The organism is Acinetobacter sp. AYS6, from assembly GCF_025630795.1.
Lineage (GTDB): Bacteria > Pseudomonadota > Gammaproteobacteria > Pseudomonadales > Moraxellaceae > Acinetobacter.
The window spans coordinates 217,657-242,208 of sequence record NZ_JAOTNV010000006.1; the positions used below are offsets into that span (position 1 = coordinate 217,657).

Consider the following 24,552-nt stretch of genomic DNA (forward strand, 5'->3'; position numbering starts at 1 on the left):
ACGCATGATGGCGAATCATCAAATTAAAGTATTACAGGCAGTTGTATCTGCAATCACTGAAGGTGGTAGGGGTGTAACTGGCACTGCTTTTCCTCAGCAACCTGTAAAAGCTTTGAAACTATATGAATTTGAAGGTTCGCCATTTTGCCGTCGTGTTCGTGAAGTGATTACATTGCTAAATCTGGATGTTGAAATTTATCCATGTCCTAAAGGTGGGTTGAAGTATCGTTCTATTGTTAAAGAGACTGGTGGCAAATTAAAATTTCCTTTTCTAATTGATGAAAATACTGGTGATAAGCTATATGAGTCACAAGACATTATTCATCATTTATTTAAACACTACGGTAAAACAGGAAAGACGCCTCAGAAATTTTCGAGTTACCCTAACATGCCGTATGTAGCATTTTTAGGGACTATATTAAATGGTGCTCGGGGCGTTTGGATAAACAAAAAAATCATTGATAGAGCTGCGCCTGAGCAAAAGCTTGAGTTATGGAGTTTTGAGGCAAGTCCTTATTCGCGAATTGTAAGAAGTCTACTCTGTGAGCTTGAGCTTCCTTATATTCTGCATAATGTTGCAAAAGAAAGATGGCAAGATCAAGGCCCAGCTATTTTTCGTTTAAAACCGGGTAAATATGTACCGTTAAAAGGTGGAAAAAGAGAAAAATTGTTACCTCTTATGCAAGGCAAAATGCAGGTACCTTATTTGGTAGACCCAAATACTGGAGTTAAGATGTTTGAGTCTGCTCAAATCGTAAAATATTTAAAGAAGCAATATGGACGTTGATTAAGATTAATTTTAGTAAGGGTTTAAGGAGCTTTACTTAAACTCTTATGAACATAGATTTTATTACAGGATGTATGAAAAGAAAGTGAATATGCTAAATTAACGAGATTAAATACCTAAAAGGCATATTTTATGGAATGTATGAGAATTCAGCCTGTAACGAGCGCTCCTGGTGAAAATGCATTATTTATTGTATTGGGATTAGCTCAAGGTGATTCTGTAATAGAAAAAGTAAAAGATTTTGCTGCTAATTTTTCAGCATTAACTAGAAGTCTCTTTAATCGTTATCCAGAAAGTAAATTTAATGCTACGTTAGGTTTTAGTTCAAATGCATGGGATATCTTATTTCCAGAGCAAGCGAAGCCTCAAGAATTACAACCATTTCAAGAAATTAGAGGCCCGAAATATACGGCTGTCTCAACTCCGGGAGACTTATTTTTCCATATTCGTGCTGATCGTCAGACTTTATGTTATGAGCTGGGTAATATAATCAATCAGCAGCTCGGTAAGGTAACGTATCCCATTGATGAAGTTCATGGTTTTCGTTATTTTGATGGGCGGGCAATTATTGGCTTTGTGGATGGGACTGAAAACCCGGAACCCGTTATTGCAGCAGAGTGGGCACTAGTGGGTAATGAAGATCCTGATTTTATCGGGGGAAGTTATGCTTTTATTCAAAAATATACGCACGACATGGAAAAGTGGCGTGGGTTGAGCGATGAAGAGCAAGAAAAAGTGATTGGCCGTAAAAAGTTCAATGATGTTGAGCTCAGCGATGATGAAAAACCTTTAACTGCTCATAATGTTGTAAGTAAAGCTCATGATGCAGAAGGCAATGAACTTAAAATTATGCGAGCAAATATGCCTTTTTCAAATCCTTCTAGAAATGAATATGGCACATTTTTTATTGGGTACTCGCGTAAATTTAGCACAACAAAACAAATGCTTGAAAATATGTTTTTAGGGAATGAGCAGGGTAATCTCGATCGGTTGCTTGACTTTAGTACTGCCCAGACTGGTACTCTATTTTTTGTACCTACTGTCGATTTTCTTGATGATTTAGGCGATGAGTAGTCATTAAACTAAAAGGCTTAAATAATGGAAGTAACACAATTACTTCCATTACTTGAATTTAAAATTAATATGATGTGATGAAATGTTTAAGAAGATAACGCAGCTTTTTCAAGGCTCAAAAGAAACGCCAGAACAAATTTACTTGCAAGAGAATCAATTAAAATTTGATTCTGAACAAGGACCTATCATTAAAGACGTAGGGATTAATGAGAAATGGTCAGAACATATTGAGTATTTCTCAAATCGTAAATTACAAAATTTTGATAATCTTCAGAAATTATTCCTCATTACTCCACAAATTAATGAAAAGATTGATCTAGAAATCGCAACCCAACGCTATGTGGAAAGATTGGGAAATACACAAGAGAAGCTACTTCAACTTAAAGCGATTATACAAATATTAAATCAATATTACGTTTTGTTTTTGCGTGATAAATAATCATAGTTGATTGATTAAAAAATATAAAAAGTAAAGCTAACTAGTAGTTTGATTTTCAAAAAAATAACTCAATTCACTAAAAACATCATGCTACTATTAGGCTCATATCTTCTTAGCTGATAAAAGCCATATACATGTTTCAACAAGAAATCTCTCAATTGAATTTACAACAGCTCAAAGCCGGTGAAAAGCGTTGGGTGGGGTCGTTATTAGGTTCATCTGCTGCCTTATTATTTAAAGAAATTGCTGTTCAGCATTCATCTTTACTTGTGGTGGTTGCCAGAAATAACCAACATGTTGCTCAATTAGAAAGTGAACTTGAATTTTATGGCATAAAACCTACAATTTTTCCTGATTGGGAAATCTTACCGTATGATCGTTTGTCACCTCATCAAGATATTGTTTCAGAACGTCTCGCAATTTTATCTAATATGCCTCAGAAGGGTGTATTGCTCCTTTCAGCAAGTACTTTAGCCCAAAGAGTTGCACCGTATTCATGGGTTCTAGGTGAACATTTTGATATTCATGTTGGGCAAAAATTCGATTTAGAGCAACAGAAGTTACGTTTAGTACAAGCTGGTTATCATTTGGTTGATACTGTTTACGATCATGGTGAATTTGCTGTACGTGGCAGTATTATGGATATTTTTGCGTCAGGGCAAGAAGCACCTATTCGTATTGATCTGTTTGATGATGAAATTGATACATTAAAATTCTTTGATCCAGAAACGCAAAGAACGACTACAGCTTTAAAAAGTTTTACAGTTTTACCTGCAAAAGAATTCCCGTTAAAAGAAGCTCGTTCAATTTTTAGAGATCGGTATTCTGAACTTTTCCCTACGGCAAATCCTAAGAAAAACCCGATTTATCAAGATGTCCTAGAGGGAATTGCTTCTCCAGGAATTGAATTTTATTTACCGTTATTTTTTGATAAAGCACAAATGCAATCGCAAAGTACACTTACAACGTACTTACCAAAGAATTGCATTGTAATTACAACTAACGATGTAGATTCAGATTTAACCAACTTTTGGAAAGAAGTTATTCGTCGTTATGAAGATAGACGCCATAACGTAGATCAACCAATTCTTCCTCCTGAAGAGTTATTTATTGCTCCAAACCATTTGCTTAGTGCTTTAAATCAGTTTCCGCGTATGCTGGTAAGCGCCGAAACGGTTGAAGAAAAGATCGGTGCATTAAACCTTAAAGTGGAACAGCCACCGAAGTTAGCGGTCGATCCGAAAAAAGAAAAACCCTTTTCAGTAGTCAAAAAATATATTGATGAAGCAAATCATCCGGTTTTATTGGTTGCAGAAAGTGCAGGCCGACGTGAAAGCTTAAGAGATGGTTTGCGTGCCAGTTTAGGTGATATTCCTGGTGTAGATAGTTTTGAACAATTTCAAACCAGTCAGTTTGCGATTGCTATTACAAATGCACCGCTAGACCGTGGATTACTTTTAACAGACCAATTGTCGGTTATTTCTGAAAATCAATTATATGAGCATCGGGTCGTTCAGCGTCGTCGTAAACGTCAGCAAGAAGTTTCTGAAGAGTTCTTAATTCGTAGTTTGACCGAACTAAGTATTGATGCCCCAGTTGTACATATTGATCATGGTGTAGGACGTTATGCAGGATTAGTTACTTTAGCAATTGAAGGGCAAGACTATGAATTCTTACAACTCAATTATGCTGAAGGGGCAAAAGTTTATGTACCTGTAACTAATTTGCATCTTATCAGTCGCTATAGTGGCGGAGATCCAGATTTAGCTCCACTTCATAAAATCGGAAGTGATGCATGGAGTAAAGCTAAACGCAAAGCTTTAGAACAAATTCATGATGTTGCAGCCGAATTATTACATATACAAGCACGACGTCAGTCAAAACCTGGATTTGGTTTTGAGGTCGATCAATCGCTTTATATGCAATTTGCTAGTGGATTTGCCTACGAAGAAACACTCGATCAGGCGAATGCTATTGAAGCCACGCTTCACGATATGCAACAAGCTAGACCTATGGATCGACTTGTTTGTGGTGATGTTGGTTTCGGTAAGACTGAAGTAGCCATGCGAGCTGCTTTTGTTGCTGTGCAAAACGGTAAGCAAGTTGCTGTTTTAGTGCCTACAACTTTACTTGCACAACAACATTATGAATCTTTTAAAGATCGTTTTGCTGATTGGCCTGTGCGTATAGAAGTGTTGTCACGCTTTGGCTCAAATAAAACCCATACAAAAAATATTGAAGATTTAATTGCCGGTAAAGTCGATATTGTGATCGGAACCCATAAACTTTTACAAGAAAATGTGCAGTTTAAAGACTTGGGTCTAATGGTGGTCGATGAAGAACATCGATTTGGGGTACGTGATAAAGAGCGTATCAAAGCATTACGTGCAGACGTGGATATGTTGACCCTTACCGCAACACCTATTCCACGAACTCTAAATATGGCTTTTTCGGGAATGCGTGATCTATCTATCATTGCTACGCCGCCAGCCCGTCGTTTAGCCGTTAAAACATTTGTGCAAGAACATACAGAAGCTTCTATTAAAGAAGCTATTTTGCGTGAGTTACTACGTGGTGGCCAAGTATATTTCTTACACAATGAAGTCGATACGATCGAAAGAGCTGCTGAAAACATTCGTACTCTTGTACCTGAAGCTCGTGTAGCAGTCGCTCATGGACAAATGAGGGAAAGAGAGCTCGAACAAGTCATGCAGCAGTTCTATCACAAAGAGTTTAATGTGTTGGTATGCTCAACGATTATTGAAACCGGGATTGATGTTCCAAATGCCAACACAATTTTGATAGAAAGGGCCGACAAACTTGGTTTGGCTCAATTACACCAATTACGTGGGCGTGTGGGACGATCACATCACCAAGCCTATGCTTATTTGTTAGTTCCCTCTATAAAACATTTAAAAGGTGATGCAGAAAAGCGTTTAGATGCAATCCAGCGTGCCTCAACTCTGGGGGCTGGCTTTATGCTAGCGACAGAAGATTTAGAAATTCGCGGTGCAGGTGAGCTTTTAGGTGAGCAACAAAGCGGTTCAATGCAGGCAATTGGATATAGCTTGTATATGGAAATGCTGGAGAAGGCTACTAAGGCAATTCAGCAAGGCAAAACACCGAACTTCGATGCGCCTTTGTCATTGACTGCAGAAATTAATTTACATATTCCTGCACTTATTCCTGATGAGTATTTAGGAGATGTGCATCAGCGCTTATTATTCTATAAGCGTATTAGTAATACAGATACGCAAGAAAAACTCGATAATATCCGTATGGAACTCATTGATCGTTTCGGAGTTCCGCCACAATCGGTTAAGCATTTGTTTACTGTCCATCAAATACGCTTGAAAGCAGAGCAATTGGGTATTACCAAAATCGATATTAATACACAAGGTGGCAATATTGAATTCTCGCCTGATACACCAGTTCAGGCAATTAGCATTATTCAACTCATGCAAAAGCATCCGACCTATTATCGAATGGAGGGCGGACAGCGTTTAAAAGTTATGGTTCAGCTTGAGGAACCAGAAAAACGCATTCAATTTATTAATGATTTATTGGCAAAATTATTAAACGAATTACATGCTTAAATAGTGTTTTAAAGTGATTTTTATTCAATACAAATTTTTTGTAAGGTGATATCAGAATTTTATGCACGATTTCTCGGATCAGAAGAGGAATAAGTGCATAAAATCATTGTTATTTGTAATCAAACCAGACACTAGCAATACTCACATCAAAACTGATGTGATAGTATTAGCCATTATTGTTTATTGTCATTTATAAAAGATATGTTTAGTTTGCATCCACAACTTGCTCAAGATACTTTTTTTGTAGGCGATTTCCCGCTTTCAACATGTCGTTTAATGAATGATATGCAATTCCCGTGGCTGATTTTAATCCCTCGTGTGCCGGGAATCACAGAATTATATGAATTGAGTCAAGCTGATCAAGAACAGTTTTTACGTGAATCAAGCTGGTTGTCTAGCCAACTATCTCGAGTATTCCGTGCAGATAAAATGAATGTTGCAGCTCTAGGTAATATGGTACCTCAGTTGCATTTCCATCATGTCGTCCGTTATCAAAATGATGTTGCATGGCCTAAGCCAGTTTGGGGCACACCTGCAGTTCCATACACAAATGATGTACTGGCTCATATGCGTCAAACTCTTATGCTTGCTTTACGTGGTCAAGGTGATATGCCTTTTGATTGGCGCATGGATTAAATCAATGCAATGCCACATTTATACGAATGTGGCTACATTGAGGTGTGGAGGACAGGGTGCAATTAGAGAGGTTTATCGATAGAGAGCCTAAACAGTTTGCATATTTTCATCGCTTGATGGGATATTCAATTCTGTCCTTAATTTTAGTGATCTATGCTTTTACCTCACCTAATACAAATTATCAGATCTACGTTCCACCTTTATTCCTATTTTTGCTTTTTATTAGCTCGAAGTTAGAACACTGGCTTCAATACCAATTTGATAAGAAAACTCAAAAAAGCGTTTTTTTTGCAATTGATGCAATTGTTGTAGCAGTTACCTTAGCAGGTCTGCATCTTAATTTGGTCCCTACATTTATTGCACTTTTTGCATTATTTTATTCAGCAATCAATAGTCGTATTTCTTTCGCAGTCATTTGTTTGACTAGTTTGCTCGGCGCGATTATTTTTTATTTAAGTACTTTTTTCCTATTTGGTTTTTATACATATTTTGAGCCTACTAGCCAAGAGTTAACTGTAATTACACTCTTAGGTTTGGTTATGTTTATTACCATTGGAAATTATTACCAACATCGTTGGGTTAAAAAAATTAGTCAGCAACGTCAACATTACTATGATCAAATGACGCGTTATATTGCTTTTGCTAATCAGTTAAGTCGTTATGCACCACTGCAGTTGTGGCAGTCTATTATGCGCGGTGAAGCGGAAGCAAAAATTGAATATAAACGTAAAAAAATGACTGTGTTCTTTTCGGATATTCAAGGCTTTACAGAATTATCAGAAACTTTAATTCCTGATGATTTAGCATTTTTGCTTAATGATTATTTAAGCCATATGACGGAAATTGCGAAGCAGTATGAAGCTACTGTCGATAAATTTATGGGAGATGCCATCCTCATATTTTTTGGCGATCCGAATTCTCAAGGCGTAGAGCAAGATGCTAAAGCTTGTGTAGAAATGGCAATCGCTATGCGACAGCAAATGAAATTGTTGCGTGAACGTTGGAAAAAAATGGGCTATTCAGCCTTACACATTCGTATGGGAATTAGTACCGGTTATTGCCACGTAGGAAATTATGGGGCAACACATCGCATGGCTTATACCATTGTTGGTCGTGATGTGAATTTGGCAGCTCGGTTACAATACGCGGCTGAAATAGATGAAATTTTAATTTCAGATGATACTTATCAATTAATAAAAAGTGATTTCCTTTGTGCTCCAAAAACGCCAATTTACTTAAAAGGTATTCAAGGTGCTGTGAAGACATGGCAGGTGATGGAGAAATACACAGGGAATAAGTCAGATCATCAGCAATGGTTTGATTATGAGTATAAAGGTTTCCATTTAGTACTTAATTTAGAAGAAGTACAAAACTATGAATATCCAGAATTAGTAGAAGTACTTGAGAAAATGATTCAACGAATTAAAGTTCAACAAACTTTGATTAATACTCAAGGTATTGCACAATTAAGACTTGAAGATGAAGTTAAACCTGTTGAAATTGATCAACAAAATCAAGCTTAAAATATAAAGCAAAAAAAAGCTGCTTTTAAAGCAGCTTTTTTAATAACTCGATTAATGATTTTCTGAAGCATGGTTGATTGTATATTTAGGAATCTCAATTTCTAAATCTTCATCAACAATTTTTACTTGGCATGAGAGTCGAGAATCTGGCTCAAGTCCCCAAGCGCGATCTAAAAGATCTGCTTCAACATCATCCATTTCTTCTAGACTGTCAAAGCCTTTGCGAACGACTACATGGCAGGTTGTGCAAGCACACGACATGTCACAAGCATGTTCTATTTTAATTCCTCGATCAAGCAAACTTTGACAAAGATTTGCATTTTGTTCGACTTCAAATTCTGCGCCTTCAGGGCAAAACTGAGCATGAGGAAGTACTTTAATACGGGGCATATTGATCACCTATACCTTTAGTTTGAATTTGACCAATCTTCAAGTTTTGTACCTTTTAAGGCGTGGTCAATATGTCGATTCATACGTAGTGCGGCAAAAGCATCACTATGTACTTTAAGTTGTTCTACAGCTTTTTCAATCGCTTGAATATCATTGCCTTCAAGTTGCGCTTTCAAAAGATTTTCAGCGGTTTTAAGTGCTTCAAGCTGCTCATCATTAAGTAAATCAGCATCAACTTTGAGAGCTTGTTCTAAAGCTTCAAGCTCACGTTGAGCCTCAACCTTGGTTTCTTTTAGATGACGCAGATTTTTATCTTCTTCTGCGTGTTTGAAACCTTCAATTAATAAGCGTTCAGTGTCAGATTCAGATAAGCCATAAGATGGTTTAATATCGATTTGAGCCTGTACATTTGAAGTCGTTTCACGCGCCGAAACAGTGAGTAGGCCATCCGCATCGACTTGAAAGGTAACTTCAATGCGTGCTTGACCTGCAGTCATTGGAGGAATGCCATGAAGGACAAATTTTCCTAATGAACGACAATGTTCTACCAAATCTCTTTCACCTTGAACCACATGAATAAGCATGGCAGTTTGGCCATCTTGATAAGTTGTGAATTCCTGACGACGAGCAACTGGAATAGCAGTGTTACGTGAAATAAGACGTTCTACTAGTCCACCCATGGTTTCTAATCCAAGTGAAAGTGGAGTTACATCTAAAAGTAATGAGCCGTCTTGACTATTTCCAATTAATTGGTTGGCAGTAATCGAAGCACCAATTGCAACCACTTCATCAGGGTTGATCGTGCAAAGAGGTTCTTGATTAAATACATTACGAACTGCTTGCTGAACAGCATACGAACGGGTAGAGCCACCCACTAAAACAACATTTTGAATATCTGATAATTCAAGTTTTGCATCACGTAAAACACGTTTGCAGACACTAATTGTTTTATCTAAAGCAACTTGGATAATACTTTCAAAAGTTGGACGGTCCAGTGTTAATACATTTTCAAGTAATTTTAACTGAACTGATTCTTGTGTAGATAGCTGTTCTTTCGCTTGACGAGCAGCAACAATAAATACTGCATATGCTTCATCACTGAGAGTATCAATATCTAACTGCTTTTTAGCCCATTTAACAATGAGACGATCTAAATCATCACCACCTAAAGCAGTGTGGCCGCCTGTTGCTAATACTTCAAAGACACCTTGTGAGAAACGCAAGATTGATACATCGAAAGTACCACCACCTAGATCATAAATTACATAGTTATGATCTGTTGCTAAATTAGTTTCTTGGTCTAAACCATAAGCGACAGCAGCAGCGGTTGGTTCATTTAATAAACGTAATACATTTAATCCCGCAAGCTGTGCAGCATCCCGAGTTGCTTGTCGCTGAGCTTCATCGAAATAGGCAGGAACAGTAATGACTGCTCCATTTACTGGATTCTGCAAACTAGTTTCAGCACGGTCTTTTAATTGTTTTAAAATTTCAGCCGAAATTTCAACAGGGGTTTTACGACCAGCACGTGTTTCAAAAGCTGGCATCTCATTTTCAGAACCGATTAATTCATAGGGATGCTGAAATTTGATATCTGCTTTTGAACGACCCATAAAGCGTTTCACAGAAACAATTGTATTTTTAGGGTCAGCAATAAGAAAAGGCTTTGCTTCTTCACCATAGTGAATTGCATCATTTCCGTAGTGCACAATAGAAGGAAGAAGTCTTCTTTCTTTTTCGTCATTGAGTACTTTAGGTTTGCCTGATAACACTGTCGCAACTAAAGAATGTGTCGTTCCTAGGTCGATACCAATCGCAATGCGGTGTTGATGTGGGGCACTGGATTGACCCGGTTCAGCAATTTGCAAAAGTGCCATGAGTTAAATCCCTTGAAAATAATTTGGAAAAAGCAAAATTAAAAATCGTCGTCTAAATCAAAGTTGTCTTCGTCATCCAACATTTGATCTTCTGCTTTTTCAATATCGTTAAGAACGCGCTGAAAGAAACGTAATTTACGTACAGTATCTCGAGCTTCACCCCAGTCTTCATCTGTGTAATCAATCTTAAATTCGCGAACTAAACTCTCTATCCACTGAAACACTTCTTGTTTAAGTGTGCTTAGATGCTCTGGTGAAGTTGCTTCATCAAGTTGTTCACGAAGTTCTAAAGCTGATTGTAAGAACTCAAAATCACTAATAGATTGATCAAGGTGATGGTCTTGCTTTTTTAATGCTAAAAGATAAGCTGCGCGGCTGTCTATTTGCGATAGTATTTTAAAAGCTTGATTGATTTCACTTGACTTGATCAAAGCCTGATTTTTATCTTCTGCTTTATCAGGATGATATTGCTGCTGCAAATTCAAGAAGCTAGATTTTAAGCTCGCCAAATCGATATCGAGTTCTACGGGTAAATTGAACAACTCAAAATGATTCATTAGAAAGGAGGTCCACGTTAATTAAATACATTAAAACAGTGCTATAAAAAGACACTGTTTTAATGAGAGATGGAAGGAGAAGGGTTATACAGTGAAAGACTCACCGCAACCACATTCACCTTTTTTATTGGGATTGTTAAATTCGAACCCTTCATTAAGGCCATTTTTAACATAGTCCATTTCTAAGCCTTCTAAATACACAAGACTTTTTGGATCTACAAATACCTTAACGCCAAATTGATCGAAAACTTCGTCATGTTCATCGACAGAATCAACAAATTCAAGAACGTAAGCCAATCCGGAACAACCAGAAGTTTTCACACCCACGCGAATGCCTTCACCCTTACCTCGGTTCTTAAGGTAATTGCTAATATGAGTCGCAGCATTTTCAGTTAAATGAATCATGAAAACTCCAACGTTTACAGTAGTAACAAATTAAGCTTTTGATTTTTTAGTGCGATAATCTTCAATCGCAGCTTTAATTGCATCTTCAGCTAGTACAGAGCAGTGAACTTTTACTGGTGGAAGAGCAAGCTCTGTTGCGATATCAATATTCTTGATTGCTTGAGCTTCATCAAGTGTCTTGCCTTTTAACCATTCAGTTACGAGTGAGCTTGATGCAATTGCAGAACCACAGCCGTAAGTTTTAAAGCGTGCTTCTTCAATTACACCGCTATCGTTTACTTGAATTTGTAAACGCATCACGTCGCCACATGCAGGTGCACCCACCATGCCTGTACCTACATTTTCAGAGTTTTTGTCTAAAACACCAACATTACGAGGATTTTCGTAATGATCAATTACCTTTTCACTATAAGCCATTTCGCTTCTCCAAACCTCGGGGTCAGCCTAATATTAATATGAGGGTAAAAACACTAATTTCAATGAATTAGTGTTCAGCCCATTCAACTGTAGAAAGATCAATACCTTCTTTATACATGTCCCAAAGCGGAGAAAGTTCACGTAATTTCTCAACAGCGGCTTTGGTAATTGTAAGCACATGATCAATATCTTCTTCAGTCGTGTATTTACCAAAACTGAAGCGGATTGAGCTGTGTGCTAGCTCATCAGATAAACCTAATGCGCGAAGAACATATGAAGGCTCTAATGTTGCAGAAGTACAAGCAGAACCACTTGATACGGCTGCATCTTTAAGTGCCATCATTAAAGATTCACCTTCAACAAAGTTAAAGCTGACATTTAAGTAGTTAGCAACGTTTTGAGTAGGATGGCCATTTAAGAAAACCTGTTCAAGGCCTTGTAAACCATTCCAAAGTTTGTCACGTAATTTGCGAATGCGCTCTTGTTCTGCGTGCATTGTTTTGCCAGCAATTTCAAAAGCTTCACCCATACCAACAATTTGGTGAGTTGCTAAAGTACCAGAACGCATACCACGTTCATGACCACCGCCATGAATTTGCGCTTTTAAGCGAACACGTGGGCTACGACGTACATATAATGCACCGATACCTTTTGGACCATAAATTTTATGAGCAGAGAAACTCATAAGATCAATTTTCATGGTAGAGAGATCGATTTCAACTTTACCAGCAGCTTGAGCCGCATCTACATGAAAGAAGGTTTTATTGGCACGTGTTAACTCACCAATCGCTGCTACATCTGTAACTGTACCGATTTCGTTATTTACCATCATTAAAGAAACAAGGACAGTATCAGGACGAAGGGCAGCTTTTACCATTTCAGGGGTAATTAAACCTGTTCGTGGTTCTGGTTCTAAATAAGTAATTTCAAAACCTTGTTCTTCTAATTCACGACAAGGATCTAGAACAGCTTTGTGTTCAATTTTACTTGTGATGATGTGCTTGCCTTTAGATGCATAAAATTGTGCTACACCTTTTAGGGCAAGGTTATCTGATTCAGTTGCACCAGAAGTCCAAACGATTTCACGTGGGTCAGCTTTAATTAAATTTGCGACTTGCTCACGTGCATATTCAACTTTTTCTTCTGCCTGCCAGCCATAAGCATGCGAACGAGATGCAGCATTACCAAAGGTACCGTCGAAAGTTAAACACTCCATCATACGTTCTGCAACTTGCGGATCTACTGGAGTGGTTGCTGCGTAATCAAGATAAATTGGACGTTTCATATCAAATACCTGTACCCGATAAAAGAGCTGAATCTGTGCCGCTCACATTTTGGCGCAATGCAACAGTTTGAACGTTGTCTCGGCTAATGAGGTCGGCAAGAGAGATTTTTGCTAAATAGTCGGCAATATGATGAGAGAGTTCTTGCCATAAATCGTGGGTGAGACACATTGCACCATTTTGGCAGTTAGCCTTGTGGTCGCAGCGTGTTGCATCAACAGTTTCATTTACGGCTTCAATAATTTCTAACACAGTAATTTCATCAGCATTTCGAGCCAAATGATAACCACCATTTGCACCACGAACACTAGAAACTAACCCATGACGCTTAAGTTTTGCGAATAACTGTTCTAAATAAGCAACTGAAATGGATTGGCGAGCGGCAATTTCGGCGAGCGTGATCGTTTGTTCAGTTGGCTGCAAAGCTAAATCAAGTAGAGCAGTCACTGCGTAGCGACCGCGAGTTGTAAGGCGCATGATTCGATACACATGTTAAGACTAGATAATAGGATTTTATGAATCCCGACTAAAATAGTCAAGTTTTTTTATTTTTAATTCAAGTGCAGGAACAAAATGGAAAAATAATTTAAGCAACCCATAAATTATATATGAAATAAACAATAAATATCAGGCTAATTATACCAAAGGAGAAGTTAATATTACGTTGACGCTGCTGTAAGCGAGTGATTCGATTTTGATATTGTTTAATTTCCACATGAAGTGAATTGATTTCTGAACGTTGCTGATCAATTTTTTCAAGTAATGGGGCAATTCGTTTACGTGAAGCAAGCGCTTCAGCTTCATCATCAGGTGAATTAAACCATTGCTTCCAGTCAGCTAAAAGTTTAGGCAAGGTAAGATGAGAAATTAAATCTAATAGTTCTTTTTTCGTTTCTTCATCGCCATCTATACGCATGTTGTTAAGACTACGCTGGTTTGAAAAAGCGAAGATCTTAATCAGATCGATAAGCGTACTATTGATTTCCAGATCAACACGTCGATCAAAAGAGTGGATATCGAACAACAAACCTTTTTCTGTAAACTGAACATAAAAGTTAAAAAAAGGAAGATAGCTATTGATACGAATCGTTGTTTTGTTTGAAATAAACTTTTTCGCTTGCAAGCGAAGAACACCATCGTGGGTGAGTATAAATGAAAAGAAAGTTTCTAAAATAATTAGAACAATATTCAGCAACAGACGGTGATGTTTTTGTCTTTGTTGCGTTTCACTCATAAAAGTTTATCCTTAGAAATAGCAATTAATTCAAGAATGGGACATCCTATCTCAAACTTTAATAAATGTCCTGTTAAATATATTTACATGACTTACTTGCTTTGTAGAACAGTTTTGTAAATGGATCAAGTCTTTACTTTGATATTATAGAAATATTTTGTGGTCAAATCAGTCATCATCTCTCTCATCTGATTAGGAGCTTAGATCAATGGATAATGCAAATATAGATACCCAGACAGAAGAGTCAGAAGAAAAAAGTAAATTGAAATCAAGAAGTTCAAGAAAATCGGCTTTAGACTTTAGAAAGTACACTAAGCAAATTTGGTTAGCAGGGCTAGGGGCTTTTTCACGTGCAGAAGAAGAAGGCAACAAGCTATTTGATTCTTTGGTCAAGGTAGGTGAAGAGCTGGAATCTAAAACCGGAGACTTGGCAGATACTACGGTTGGTAAGGTCACAGAAAAAGCAAAAGAATCTGTATCTGAAACAAGAGATAAAGTAGAAAAAATTCTTGATACCAGTGTTAATCATTCTTTAAACAGGATTGGATTGGTGACTCCGAAGGATTTACAGCACATTGAACAGCTTTTGGTACAGCTTCATATTAAGGTGGATGCTTTAATAGAAGAAAACGAGCAGTTGAAAGCAAAATTGAATAAAAAGTAAAAAAATGTTGGGATTTAGCAAATATATAACAGTTTTTTAGCATTTATTTTTGCTAAAAGCCCTGCTCTAGTATTGCGTTTTCCCCCAAAGCATTGCTATAAAGGCGTCATGGCCTTTTAAACTATAGCCTTGGACCTTAAACAAACGATATTAAGAGGATGTTTTATTCATGAATAAATCAGAATTAATCGATGCAATTGCTGAAAAAGGGGGAGTATCTAAGACTGATGCAGGCAAGGCACTCGATGCGACGATTGCGTCAATTACTGAAGCACTTAAAAAAGGTGACACAGTAACTTTAGTTGGTTTTGGTACTTTCAGTGTTAAAGAACGTGCTGCACGTACTGGTCGTAACCCTAAAACTGGTGAAGAGCTTCAAATTAAAGCAACAAAAGTACCTAGCTTCAAAGCTGGTAAAGGTCTTAAAGATTCAGTAGCTTAATCTTTTAAGATGATTAAACGCGCCAATATAGGCGCGTTTTTTATTAAAAATCTGAAATGACCAATATTGCTCATTCATTGATTGTGGTTTTTCAGTTAAAATTCTCCTCGAAATAAAATATTGGAATACTTATGGAATCGTTTCGTACAGTCATTAAGGGTTGGCTCGGCAAAGTCCTTCTAATTTTGTTTTTGACCCCTTTAGCACTTGTAGGTATTGAAGGATATTTTAATAGGGGAAACAAGGCTGATGTTGCGAAAACAGTAAATGGCCAAGAAATATCTAAAAAAGATCTTGAAACTTTAACTCAGTCTTACAAAGAACAATATTTAGCTGCAGTTAAAGGTGATGAAAGTTTACTTAATTTGCCTGTTATTCAGGCTAAAGCACTCGATATTTTAGTGTCACGTAATTTATTAATTCAACAAGCTGAAAAATTGGGTATTTCACTAAGTGATAGTCAAATTGAGCAAATGTTAGCTCAGCAGCCTAGTTTGCAAGAGAATGGACAATTCTCGCAAAAACTCTATGAAAATTATTTACGTTCTATTGGTATGACAAGTCAGGGCTTAATATCTAGCCTTCGCCAAGATCATGCTTTAAAAATGCTTACTTCAACTTTTTCTGATTATTCTTTAGTAAGTAAAGTTGATTTAATGCAAATTGCGAATTTGCAAACTGAACAACGTACATTGCATTTGGCTAGTATTAAATTAGATGGTTATAAAACTGGTTTAACTGCCTCTAATCAAGAAGCCACAGATTATTACAACAAACACCAAAATGAGTTTAAACAACAAGCTTCTGTTGATGTGGATTATGTGGTTGTGTCGCCATCATTAATGGCTAAACCAGCTCCTGCAACCGAAGCTGAACTTCAGCAAGCATATAGCAAGTTCGTTGAGACTCAGAAAAAAGATGCTAAACGTACGGTGAAGCATATTTTAATTACTACAGATGCTCGTGATGATGCAGCAGCTCAAAAACTTGCTAAAGAAGTATATGCGAAAATTCAAGGCGGCCTTACATTTGCACAAGCTGCATCTCAGTTCTCTGAAGACCCAAGTTCAAAAACTAAAGGCGGTTTAGTTGAAGCATATGCACCAGGTGTTTTTTCCGATGCATTTGATAAAACTGTAGTGAGCTTAAAAAATGGACAAATTTCTCAACCAGTAAAAACACAATATGGTTATCATATTATTGAGGCAGAAACTCAAGCTAATCAAATCCCTTCATTTGAAGCAGAGAAGGCGCGTTTAATTGCTGAGGTTGAAAAGAATAAAGTTGCGACTGTTTATTCAGATACCGTAAATAGTTTAAATGAAACGATTGTTGGTAATGATTCTTTAGAAGCTGTTGTGCAAGAAGTAAAAGGTACAAAAGTTGAATCATTAAATGGCGTAACTTTAGCTACAAAAAATCCATATTTAAGTGATCCGAACGTTAAAATTAAATTGTTTAATGATGACGTGAAAAATGGTGACCGTAATGCATCGTCTAATATTCAGTTAGCAAATGGTGATACGGTATGGGTTAAAGTACGTGATTATCATGCTGCTGGTGTAAAACCTTTAGCACAAGCGATGAATGAAGCGAAAGCAAAAGTTATCGATGAAAAAGCGCGTAAAGTTGTTCAAGCAAAAATTGCTACAATGTTGGCTGAATTTAAAACTCAACCAGCAGATCAAGTTGTTGCTAAAAACAAAGTAGCATTTGAATCGGCTGGCGTATTTAGTCGTTCACAAGGATTAAAGCGTGAAATTGAGCGCGCGGCATTTAGCGCAGCTACACCTAAGCCAGGTATGTGGTCTGTTACAACAGCGAACTTACCAAATGAGCTGGTTGTTGTTGCAGTTTCAAATGTAAACTCATCTGCTGCAAATGCTATTCCAGCTGATCAGTTACAGCAGTTAAAACAACTTTATCGTCAATCGCGTGGTCAACAAATATTAGAAGATTACAGTCAATATTTAAAATCACATGCGAAAATTAAATAATAATTTGATTCAATAAAAAAAGCGTCTCGGCGCTTTTTTTATTGGCAGTTAATCTAAGCTGTGTCCAATATATTGCTGTCTATATTGTTTAGGAGATAAATCAAAAATTCGTTTGAATGCCTGACTAAAAGCTGTTTCGGATGAGTAGCCGACCTTATTTGATATTTGCTGAATTGATAAGTTACTTGTGCGTAAATACTGACTTGCTAAACGAAAACGATAATGCTGCAAATAAGTCAGAGGTGGTTCACCAATAATACTGCTAAATAAGTTTGCAAATTTAGAACGTGACATACAGCATTGTTCCGCTAAAGATTCTACTGTCCATGTGATTTCAGGTTGGCTGTGAATAGCAGAGAGTGCGTTACTCAGCTCAGGATGTGTTAGGGCACCTAACCAGTTTTGTTGGTCTGTCATTTGTTGAATATGATCACGAATGCATTCAATAAGCAGAATACTGACGAGATGATCAATAATTTTGTCGTGACCCGGCCGAATTTTTTGAGTTTCGATTGCTAGAAAATAAAGTCCAATTTGTAACCATTCAGGTGGGTTAGTTTGGTTTTCATGTTGAATATGCATGATGGACGGCAGGGCATTAATAAGTGGCCCAGCCATATGAGTATCGATTTGGCAGCGTAAACATAGCAACAATGTATTATCTGGAGATGAAGTACCAAACTCAATAGCGTCTTGTCTATGACCATTAAAAAGCGAAGTAATATCCAGAGAATCTACTAGCTTACTCGCTGTTGATTTTGAGTCAGTTGCACTATGTGATTTCCCCGAAGGAATTAAAATAATATCACCAGCGGTTGCAATAATTTTTTCTGAAGCGTTAAGTTGAATATAGACTGAACCAGTTAAAACAATATAAGCAAGTAGAGCAGATTGATCTTGTGTTTTAAAAGCCCATTCTCCTTGCGCTTTTAAATAGATGTATTCAGACTTATTAAGGTGAATATCATCAAAAAATTTACTTAGTGCATCCATATTTAAATGATCAATCATTATTTTAATAAAATTATAGTGAGCTATAGGAATAGATCAACATGTGTTTTTAGGACAGAAAAGTGGAAGAAAATGCCAAAGACTTTAACATAGGTTTTTTGGACGGTTACTACTGTTAACTAAACACTATTTCTTTAACTATATAGACATATAGAAAAAGGAAATATAACTATGAATGCACCAGTAAATGTTCAGCAAGAACTTATGCCAGTGCCTGCGTCTATGCGTGAAATAGATCGCAAACGCTTATTATGGATGATTAGTCCTGCTTTACCTGCTATTGGTTTAGGTATTTTAGCAGGTTATCACTTTGGTCCACGTCCATTAAAGAAAGTCTTTGCTTTAGGTGGTCCACTTTTATTACATGTCGTGATTCCGGCAATTGATACGATTATTGGAAAAGATGCGCGAAATCCGACAGATGAAGAAATTAAGCTTTTAGAAAAAGATCCATATTATTCACGTCTTGTGAAAAGCTTTATTCCTCTTCAGTATGCTGCAAATGTTTACGCATGTTATTTAACAAGCCGTAAAACGACATCTTTTATTGATAAGATTTTACTAGGTATCTCAATGGGCGCAATCAATGGTATTGCAATTAATACAGCCCATGAGTTAAGTCATAAGCATGACCGTATAGACCATATTCTGTCTCATCTTGCTTTAGTTCCTACAGGCTATAATCATTTCCGTATTGAGCATCCTTACGGTCATCATAAGCGTGCAGCAACACCAGAAGATCCAGCTTCATCACGTATGGGTGAAACATTCTATGAGTTCTGGCCACGTACCGTTGTTGGTTCTTTTAAATCTGCAATAGAAATTGAAAAAAATCGTTTAAAACGTAAAGGTAAAGAATTCTGGTCTTCAGATAATGAATTATTACAAGGCTGGGGCATGAGTGCTGCTTTTCATGGTGCTATGGTTGGAATCTTTGGTAAAAGTACAATTCCATATTTAGCAACTCAAGCTTTTTATGGTATTAGTCTTTTCGAAATTATTAACTATATTGAGCACTATGGTTTATTACGTCAGAAAAAAGCTGATGGTAATTATGAGCGTACAATGCCTGAACATAGCTGGAACAACAATAACGTAGTCACGAACTTATTCTTGTACCAGTTGCAGCGTCATTCAGATCATCATGCATACCCAACTCGTCCATTCCAAGCATTACGTCATTTTGATGAGGCACCAGAGTTACCAAGCGGTTATGCAAGTATGTTATTACCGGCATTAATTCCTTCATTGTGGTTTAAAATAATGGATAAGCGGGTTTTTGATCACTATAAAGGAGATTTAAACAAAGCAAATATTTCTTCAAAGCGACGTGCAAAAATCTTTAAGAAATTTGGTGTAGTTGATAAAGCGTTAGATAATACAACTACCGAATAAATAAAAATATTAATTCCTGAAATACGAAGCCCTCTAGTCTAACAACTAGAGGGCTTTTAAGTTTTGACATAAAAGGATAATAGAAGAAGGGAAAAACTTCCCTTAATTCTTATTTTAGTTCGCTAGAAGATTTACCCAGTTCTCGGCGGGCAATAATTAATTGCTGGATTTGTTGAGTACCTTCAAAGATATCGAGAATTTTCGAATCACGTGCCCATTTCTCAAGTAACTCATCTTCGTTATAGCCAACGCTTGCGGCCAGTTCGACACATTTTAAAGTAATCTCGTTCCCTACACGGCCAGCTTTGGCTTTCGCAATAGAAGCTTCTTTAGAATTTGGCTTTTTGTTATCGGCCATCCATGTCGCTTTTAACATAAGCAGGCGAGCAGCTTCCCACTCAGCTTCCATACGATAGATTTGCGCTGCAAGATTAGAAGTGTGTAGATAAGGGGTGGAATAGTTGGGATCGAGTTGATCTTTAAATATTTCTTTAATTCGTTCGAGTGAAGCTTTAGCACAACCGATTGCCATTGCAGCAACTAGAGGACGAGTATTATCAAAAGTTTCCATCACTCCGGCAAAACCTTTTGCAACGTCGACTTCAGCGTTCCCTAAAAGATTTTCGGCTGGTACACGGCAGTCAATAAAACTAATTACTGCTGTGTCTGAAGCTTTAATTCCCAATTTATGTTCAAGTCGTTCAACCTTCATTCCAGGCGTACCTTTGGGTACTACAAATGATTTAATAGCTGCACGCCCAACTTTGCGATCAAGTGTAGCCCAAACGACAACCGAATCTGCACGTTCGCCAGAGGTTACAAAAATCTTTTCGCCATTTAAAATATAGTCATTACCATCTTTGGTGGCAGTGGTGCGAATAGCGGCAGAGTCAGAGCCACAACCTGGCTCTGTAATGGCCATTGCTGCCCATGTTCCTTTGAAGCGCTCTAACTGCTCATCATTGGCCACAGCAGCAATGGCTGAGTTCCCAAGACCCTGACGTGGCATGCTTAACAATAAGCCTGTATCGCCATAACACATCTCGATAATCCCAAGAGCGGTCGACATATTGGTTCCGTTACGAATACCTTCATTGTCTGTATCGCCACGTTTTCCAGCACCTGCTGCTCCAGCATTAATACCTTCGCCACCTTCATTCATGCCATCAATGAGAGAAGCGAGCATATCGAGTTCTTTAGGGTAAGCATGCTCAGCTTTATCATATTTACGAGAAATAGGGCGTAAAACATTGATCGCAACATCATGTGCTTGATCAATCATCATCTTGAATTTTTTAGGATTTTGTAAATTCATTAAAGTATCCTCTGATTGATCATTTAAGCATGTAAGCCAGATTGTAAAATTGCCGTAGCCCGTAAATCACGGTACCAACGTTCAACAGGGTGTTCTTTTGTAAAACCATGTCCACCAAGAATTTGTACCCCATCTGTACCAATTTTCATGGATTTTTCAGCACAGAGGAGTTGAGCCAGATAAGCTTCGCGATGAAATGGCTTACCTGATTCGGCAAGGCTTGCTGCATTTAAAATCAGCATACGCATTGCATCAATTTCAATTGCCATATCTGCAATCATGAAAGCGACACTTTGTCGATGAGAAATTGGCTCACCAAATGCAGTTCGTTCATTGGCATATTTAATACAGTAAGCTTTTACAGCTTCACAGGTGCCCACAGCCATTGCGCACCACATTAAATTCCCTAAATCTAAAAAAGCAGTGTAATCAAAGTCTGTTGCACCTAATCGTAGAGCAGGAGTGTGATTAAAGCGTAAAGTTGCTGTTTCTGTGGCTTTAAGACCCATGGCTGGACTGTTTTTTATTGAAATAGTTTCGTTGCACTGCACAACAAATACGTCTGGCTTACCATTAAAGTCTGCACTTACTAAAAATACGTCAGCCAAGTCACCTAAAATAACTAGCGTTTTTTCGCCATCAATAAAGAATTGATCATTTTCAAGTAAAGCTTTGGTTTTTAATACGTAAGGATTAAATGCAGGTGTGGCTTCTTGTACTGCAAAGGTTGCTGTAATGTCTGAGTCTTCTGCAAAACATGGTAGGTACATTGACTGAACTTCTGCAGAACCCCAACGTGTAATTGCATTAATGACGCTAAATGTACTGAGTAATCCTGCTGTAAGGCTAAAATCACCTTCAGCTAGTTTTTCAGCAATCAATAAGTTACTTACAATATTTTGTTCAGCTGCTACACCGCCTAATGCTTCAGGAAGTGCATAGTAGTTAAGACCTAGGTCTTCAACATATTGCCAAAGGCTTTCTGGAAACTGAGCATTCTGGTCAGCATCATGTGCTAATCCTAATAAAACCTCTTGAGCAAATTGAGACATTGCGTCAGAGGTCATTTGTTGTTCTTCAGTTAGGCTTAAATCAAACAGAGTTTTTTGTTGTCGGGGCAAGCGTTGTTGAGAGATCTGTTTCGGTTTAAATGCTTTTTGAGTTTGGCTCAATGCTCTGAAACCAGCTTTTGAACCTTGGTACAGAGATTTTTCAACAAATTTACGCAACTTGAGTTGATCAAGTACATCGCTTCCAGCCAATCTGGTGATCAGCGATAAACCCAAACCCTGAGCTTTATTGATCATACTTGTCATGATTATGGTGTCCTAACACGTTGTTATTGTTTTATGCTGACACGCCTCATAGTAAAAAACTATGTCGTTACTGACATTCGAAAAATGAGTAGATAAATGGTAGATAGAAAGTAAGTAGATTGTAAGTTTTTGATTTTATATATTTAAAATAATTTTATTGTTGGGTGAGTAGTGAGGTATTGACTAGAATGACATGGAATCATTCTAGCCCTTCATTAAATTAAGCAAAGTTACGAATCATACGTCGTACATTTGTTTTTGCATCAATCACCGTCATAAATGTATAGGCTCCAATAAATTTACGGCTAATAAACATAAATTCTTTTGGAGGAACTGAGAAATAACGTGACGCCATCGATTTACTTGCTTGCTGCATAACACGGCTATGTAACTGACTTTTCTTCCAGTCATAACGTTCATGTTCATCCATAAGGCCAGCAGGCATATCTGGATTATTTGCAGGGGTACTAAATGCCTCTGTCGCGATTAAAAAGACATCCGCCATGCCTGGTTTAATGCTTTCGGGCATAGCCTCAAAAAACTCATATCCAGTCATTGCTTGTACCATCGCATGTTTATCATGATGATAACCTGCTTGAATCAAATTACGTGCAACTGATAGTAAGTGTTCATCAAACTGACGGATAGCGCCAAAATCTAATAATACAATCTTATCTTGAACATCTTGGCCATTCCCTAAACGTACAAGGTAATTGCCAAAGTTAGGGTCAGTCTGCATTTCACCCCATTCAAAAATTTCACGAACTGCAATTTCTAGTGAAGCTTCACCAAGCTGATTACGACGCTCTTGAGGCAAAGACAACATAACAGGGCTGTTAATTGGAACACCGCGTTCGAACGTCATGCACAGTACTTGATTGGTACAATATTCATCTACAATTGTCGGAACAATATAACGCTCGTCATCTTTTAAGCGCTCACCGAAGCGACGGGTAGTGGCAGCTTCAACATCATAGTCAACTTCGCGATGCATCATTTCACGCACTTCATCAAACCACTGATCAAATTCACGGGTTTGTGGCACCATACGTGTCAGTTTAAGCATGTTTTTAAACAAGCTCATATCTGAATCAATTGCGTTCGCAACACCGGGATATTGAATTTTTAAAACTAATTCTAAGCCATCTGATTTACGCGTTGCACGGTGTACTTGTGCGAGAGAGGCAGTACCAATTGGCTCATGATCAATTGTTAAATCATTTAATTTAGCACCCAATTGCTCTTGTAGATGTGGCTTAATTGCAGGCCAATCTAAGGCAACGGTTTGGTTATTTAGAGTATTTAAAGCTTGTGTAATCTCTTCCGGTAAAAAGTGTTCACCATAAAGAGCCATCATTTGGCCAATTTTAACAATAGAACCCTTAAGTTTACCTATTTCAGAAACCAGATAATTAGCTTGTTCGCTCATCGCTTTTTTGCGTTTCTTTTCTTTTTCTTCTTCATTAGAAAATAAAGAAGAGGCACTTGCAGTTGCCCAACGCGTTCCCGCAAGTAAAGAAGCTTTCGCGATTGATAAGCGTCGATCCATGGAAGAAGTTTTTAAACTCTTAAGCTTATCTTTCTGATTTGACATGAAAATAGAATCCTATGCGCATCATGCAGCCAAACGCTGGTGATCTAAAATTGTAACGAATATTACATGTTTTGAGCGTATTAAAATAGTTCTCTCAGACTGAATGATAGGCCGAAATGGTCATCTTTATTCCAATAATTCTTAAATAGCCTAAGCAATTTGGAAATTTAAGAAATTAAGACCGTTCAGATGAGTAAAACTAAGATAAAACAGATCTTTGATAACAAAATGGATTACATTTTAAATTGAATCTTTAATTCAGATTTTTGCATCAAATGAAGACGGTTACTCTGAATATGTTGCAATAACATCTGTTTGACTGAATTATGCATGAAACCAAGCGCATGAGCTTTTACAATGATGATGCTAGGCAGGGTATAAAAGAAGTACTTAACATCATCAAGAGTTGCGTTATTAAAAATACCTTGTTCAATTAACGTCTGTTGCAAAAACTGCTTTTCATTTAATACAGAATCTGAAGATTCATCCCAAAAACGGTGACGCATCGCCATCAGATTGTTGTGTTTGTAACTCATAAAATTGTCAGCTCAGACTTCAAATCTAAATAAAATATATGGAGTCGAGCAGTGAATATCAAGT

At 37.4% G+C, this 24,552-nt stretch carries 23 protein-coding genes; 10 read left to right on the forward strand and 13 right to left on the reverse strand.

All coding sequences use genetic code 11. The features are described from left to right. Positions 1–4: 4 nt before the first annotated feature. The 6 genes from OD757_RS09345 to OD757_RS09370 all read left to right on the forward strand — a co-directional run bounded on the left by OD757_RS09345 (position 5) and on the right by OD757_RS09370 (position 8,055). Entirely contained in the window at positions 5–787 is a 783-nt protein-coding gene (locus OD757_RS09345) for a glutathione S-transferase N-terminal domain-containing protein (RefSeq protein WP_263031674.1), read from the forward strand. Positions 788–928: 141 nt separating this feature from the next. Further along, entirely contained in the window at positions 929–1,861 is a 933-nt protein-coding gene (locus OD757_RS09350) for a Dyp-type peroxidase (RefSeq protein ID WP_263031846.1), read from the forward strand. A gap of 82 nt (positions 1,862–1,943) precedes the next feature. Then, positions 1,944–2,300 carry a hypothetical protein gene (locus tag OD757_RS09355; protein ID WP_263031675.1) on the forward strand — a complete coding sequence of 119 codons (357 nt, stop codon included), beginning with the start codon at positions 1,944–1,946 and terminating at the stop codon, positions 2,298–2,300. Between the two features lie 134 nt (positions 2,301–2,434). Beyond that, positions 2,435–5,896: a transcription-repair coupling factor gene (gene mfd / locus OD757_RS09360; protein ID WP_263031676.1), complete on the forward strand. Its 3,462-nt coding sequence runs from the start codon at positions 2,435–2,437 to the stop codon at positions 5,894–5,896. Positions 5,897–6,097: 201 nt separating this feature from the next. Beyond that, entirely contained in the window at positions 6,098–6,532 is a 435-nt protein-coding gene (locus tag OD757_RS09365) for an HIT domain-containing protein (protein WP_002117900.1), read from the forward strand. Positions 6,533–6,588: 56 nt separating this feature from the next. Continuing rightward, entirely contained in the window at positions 6,589–8,055 is a 1,467-nt protein-coding gene (locus OD757_RS09370; protein ID WP_009387118.1) for an adenylate/guanylate cyclase domain-containing protein, read from the forward strand. Positions 8,056–8,106: 51 nt separating this feature from the next. On the opposite strand, the gene fdx is transcribed toward OD757_RS09370, so the two are convergent. The 8 genes from fdx to OD757_RS09410 form a co-directional block, all read right to left on the reverse strand. Next, complete coding sequence (gene fdx / locus OD757_RS09375) at positions 8,107–8,445, reverse strand: ISC system 2Fe-2S type ferredoxin (RefSeq protein WP_009387062.1); 339 nt, start codon at positions 8,443–8,445, stop codon at positions 8,107–8,109. Positions 8,446–8,462: 17 nt separating this feature from the next. Then, positions 8,463–10,322 carry a Fe-S protein assembly chaperone HscA gene (hscA, locus tag OD757_RS09380; protein ID WP_263031677.1) on the reverse strand — a complete coding sequence of 620 codons (1,860 nt, stop codon included), beginning with the start codon at positions 10,320–10,322 and terminating at the stop codon, positions 8,463–8,465. Between the two features lie 38 nt (positions 10,323–10,360). Beyond that, entirely contained in the window at positions 10,361–10,879 is a 519-nt protein-coding gene (gene hscB / locus OD757_RS09385) for a Fe-S protein assembly co-chaperone HscB (protein WP_009387098.1), read from the reverse strand. An 84-nt stretch (positions 10,880–10,963) separates the two neighbouring features. Next, positions 10,964–11,284: an iron-sulfur cluster assembly protein IscA gene (iscA, locus tag OD757_RS09390; RefSeq protein ID WP_009387121.1), complete on the reverse strand. Its 321-nt coding sequence runs from the start codon at positions 11,282–11,284 to the stop codon at positions 10,964–10,966. A 30-nt stretch (positions 11,285–11,314) separates the two neighbouring features. Next, complete coding sequence (gene iscU / locus OD757_RS09395; RefSeq protein WP_004792646.1) at positions 11,315–11,701, reverse strand: Fe-S cluster assembly scaffold IscU; 387 nt, start codon at positions 11,699–11,701, stop codon at positions 11,315–11,317. A gap of 67 nt (positions 11,702–11,768) precedes the next feature. Next, the gene (locus OD757_RS09400; protein WP_009387124.1) at positions 11,769–12,986 is read right to left on the reverse strand and encodes an IscS subfamily cysteine desulfurase; all 1,218 of its coding nucleotides are present in this window, start codon (positions 12,984–12,986) and stop codon (positions 11,769–11,771) included. Position 12,987: 1 nt separating this feature from the next. After that, positions 12,988–13,461, reverse strand: a complete 474-nt coding sequence (locus OD757_RS09405) for an Rrf2 family transcriptional regulator (protein WP_009387115.1) — start codon at positions 13,459–13,461, stop codon at positions 12,988–12,990. 109 nt (positions 13,462–13,570) lie between these two features. After that, positions 13,571–14,218: a hypothetical protein gene (locus OD757_RS09410; protein ID WP_263031678.1), complete on the reverse strand. Its 648-nt coding sequence runs from the start codon at positions 14,216–14,218 to the stop codon at positions 13,571–13,573. 208 nt (positions 14,219–14,426) lie between these two features. Here OD757_RS09410 and OD757_RS09415 point away from each other — a divergent pair, with 208 nt between their 5' ends. From OD757_RS09415 to OD757_RS09425, 3 genes are all read left to right on the forward strand, one after another. Then, positions 14,427–14,882 carry a phasin family protein gene (locus tag OD757_RS09415; RefSeq protein WP_263031679.1) on the forward strand — a complete coding sequence of 152 codons (456 nt, stop codon included), beginning with the start codon at positions 14,427–14,429 and terminating at the stop codon, positions 14,880–14,882. A gap of 169 nt (positions 14,883–15,051) precedes the next feature. Continuing rightward, complete coding sequence (locus tag OD757_RS09420; protein ID WP_001043034.1) at positions 15,052–15,324, forward strand: HU family DNA-binding protein; 273 nt, start codon at positions 15,052–15,054, stop codon at positions 15,322–15,324. A gap of 131 nt (positions 15,325–15,455) precedes the next feature. Continuing rightward, the gene (locus tag OD757_RS09425; protein WP_263031680.1) at positions 15,456–17,321 is read left to right on the forward strand and encodes a SurA N-terminal domain-containing protein; all 1,866 of its coding nucleotides are present in this window, start codon (positions 15,456–15,458) and stop codon (positions 17,319–17,321) included. A gap of 48 nt (positions 17,322–17,369) precedes the next feature. Here OD757_RS09425 and OD757_RS09430 read toward each other — a convergent pair whose 3' ends face one another. After that, a complete protein-coding gene (locus OD757_RS09430; protein WP_263031681.1) occupies positions 17,370–18,332 on the reverse strand; it encodes an AraC family transcriptional regulator in 963 nt (320 codons plus the stop codon). A gap of 171 nt (positions 18,333–18,503) precedes the next feature. Between OD757_RS09430 and OD757_RS09435 the strand changes: the two genes are divergently transcribed. Next, entirely contained in the window at positions 18,504–19,727 is a 1,224-nt protein-coding gene (locus OD757_RS09435) for an alkane 1-monooxygenase (RefSeq protein WP_263031682.1), read from the forward strand. A gap of 109 nt (positions 19,728–19,836) precedes the next feature. Here the strand turns inward: OD757_RS09435 and OD757_RS09440 are convergent, their stop codons facing one another. The 4 genes from OD757_RS09440 to OD757_RS09455 all read right to left on the reverse strand — a co-directional run bounded on the left by OD757_RS09440 (position 19,837) and on the right by OD757_RS09455 (position 24,488). Beyond that, on the reverse strand, positions 19,837–21,042 hold the full coding sequence (locus tag OD757_RS09440) for an acyl-CoA dehydrogenase family protein (RefSeq protein ID WP_263031683.1): 1,206 nt from the start codon (positions 21,040–21,042) through the stop codon (positions 19,837–19,839). Positions 21,043–21,065: 23 nt separating this feature from the next. Beyond that, positions 21,066–22,349 (reverse strand): acyl-CoA dehydrogenase family protein, encoded by a 1,284-nt coding sequence (locus OD757_RS09445; RefSeq protein ID WP_263031847.1) that lies wholly within the window; start codon positions 22,347–22,349, stop codon positions 21,066–21,068. A gap of 229 nt (positions 22,350–22,578) precedes the next feature. Continuing rightward, positions 22,579–23,952 carry an ABC1 kinase family protein gene (locus OD757_RS09450; protein WP_009387079.1) on the reverse strand — a complete coding sequence of 458 codons (1,374 nt, stop codon included), beginning with the start codon at positions 23,950–23,952 and terminating at the stop codon, positions 22,579–22,581. Positions 23,953–24,185: 233 nt separating this feature from the next. Further along, positions 24,186–24,488 carry a hypothetical protein gene (locus OD757_RS09455; RefSeq protein ID WP_263031684.1) on the reverse strand — a complete coding sequence of 101 codons (303 nt, stop codon included), beginning with the start codon at positions 24,486–24,488 and terminating at the stop codon, positions 24,186–24,188. Between the last annotated feature and the right edge of the window lie 64 nt (positions 24,489–24,552).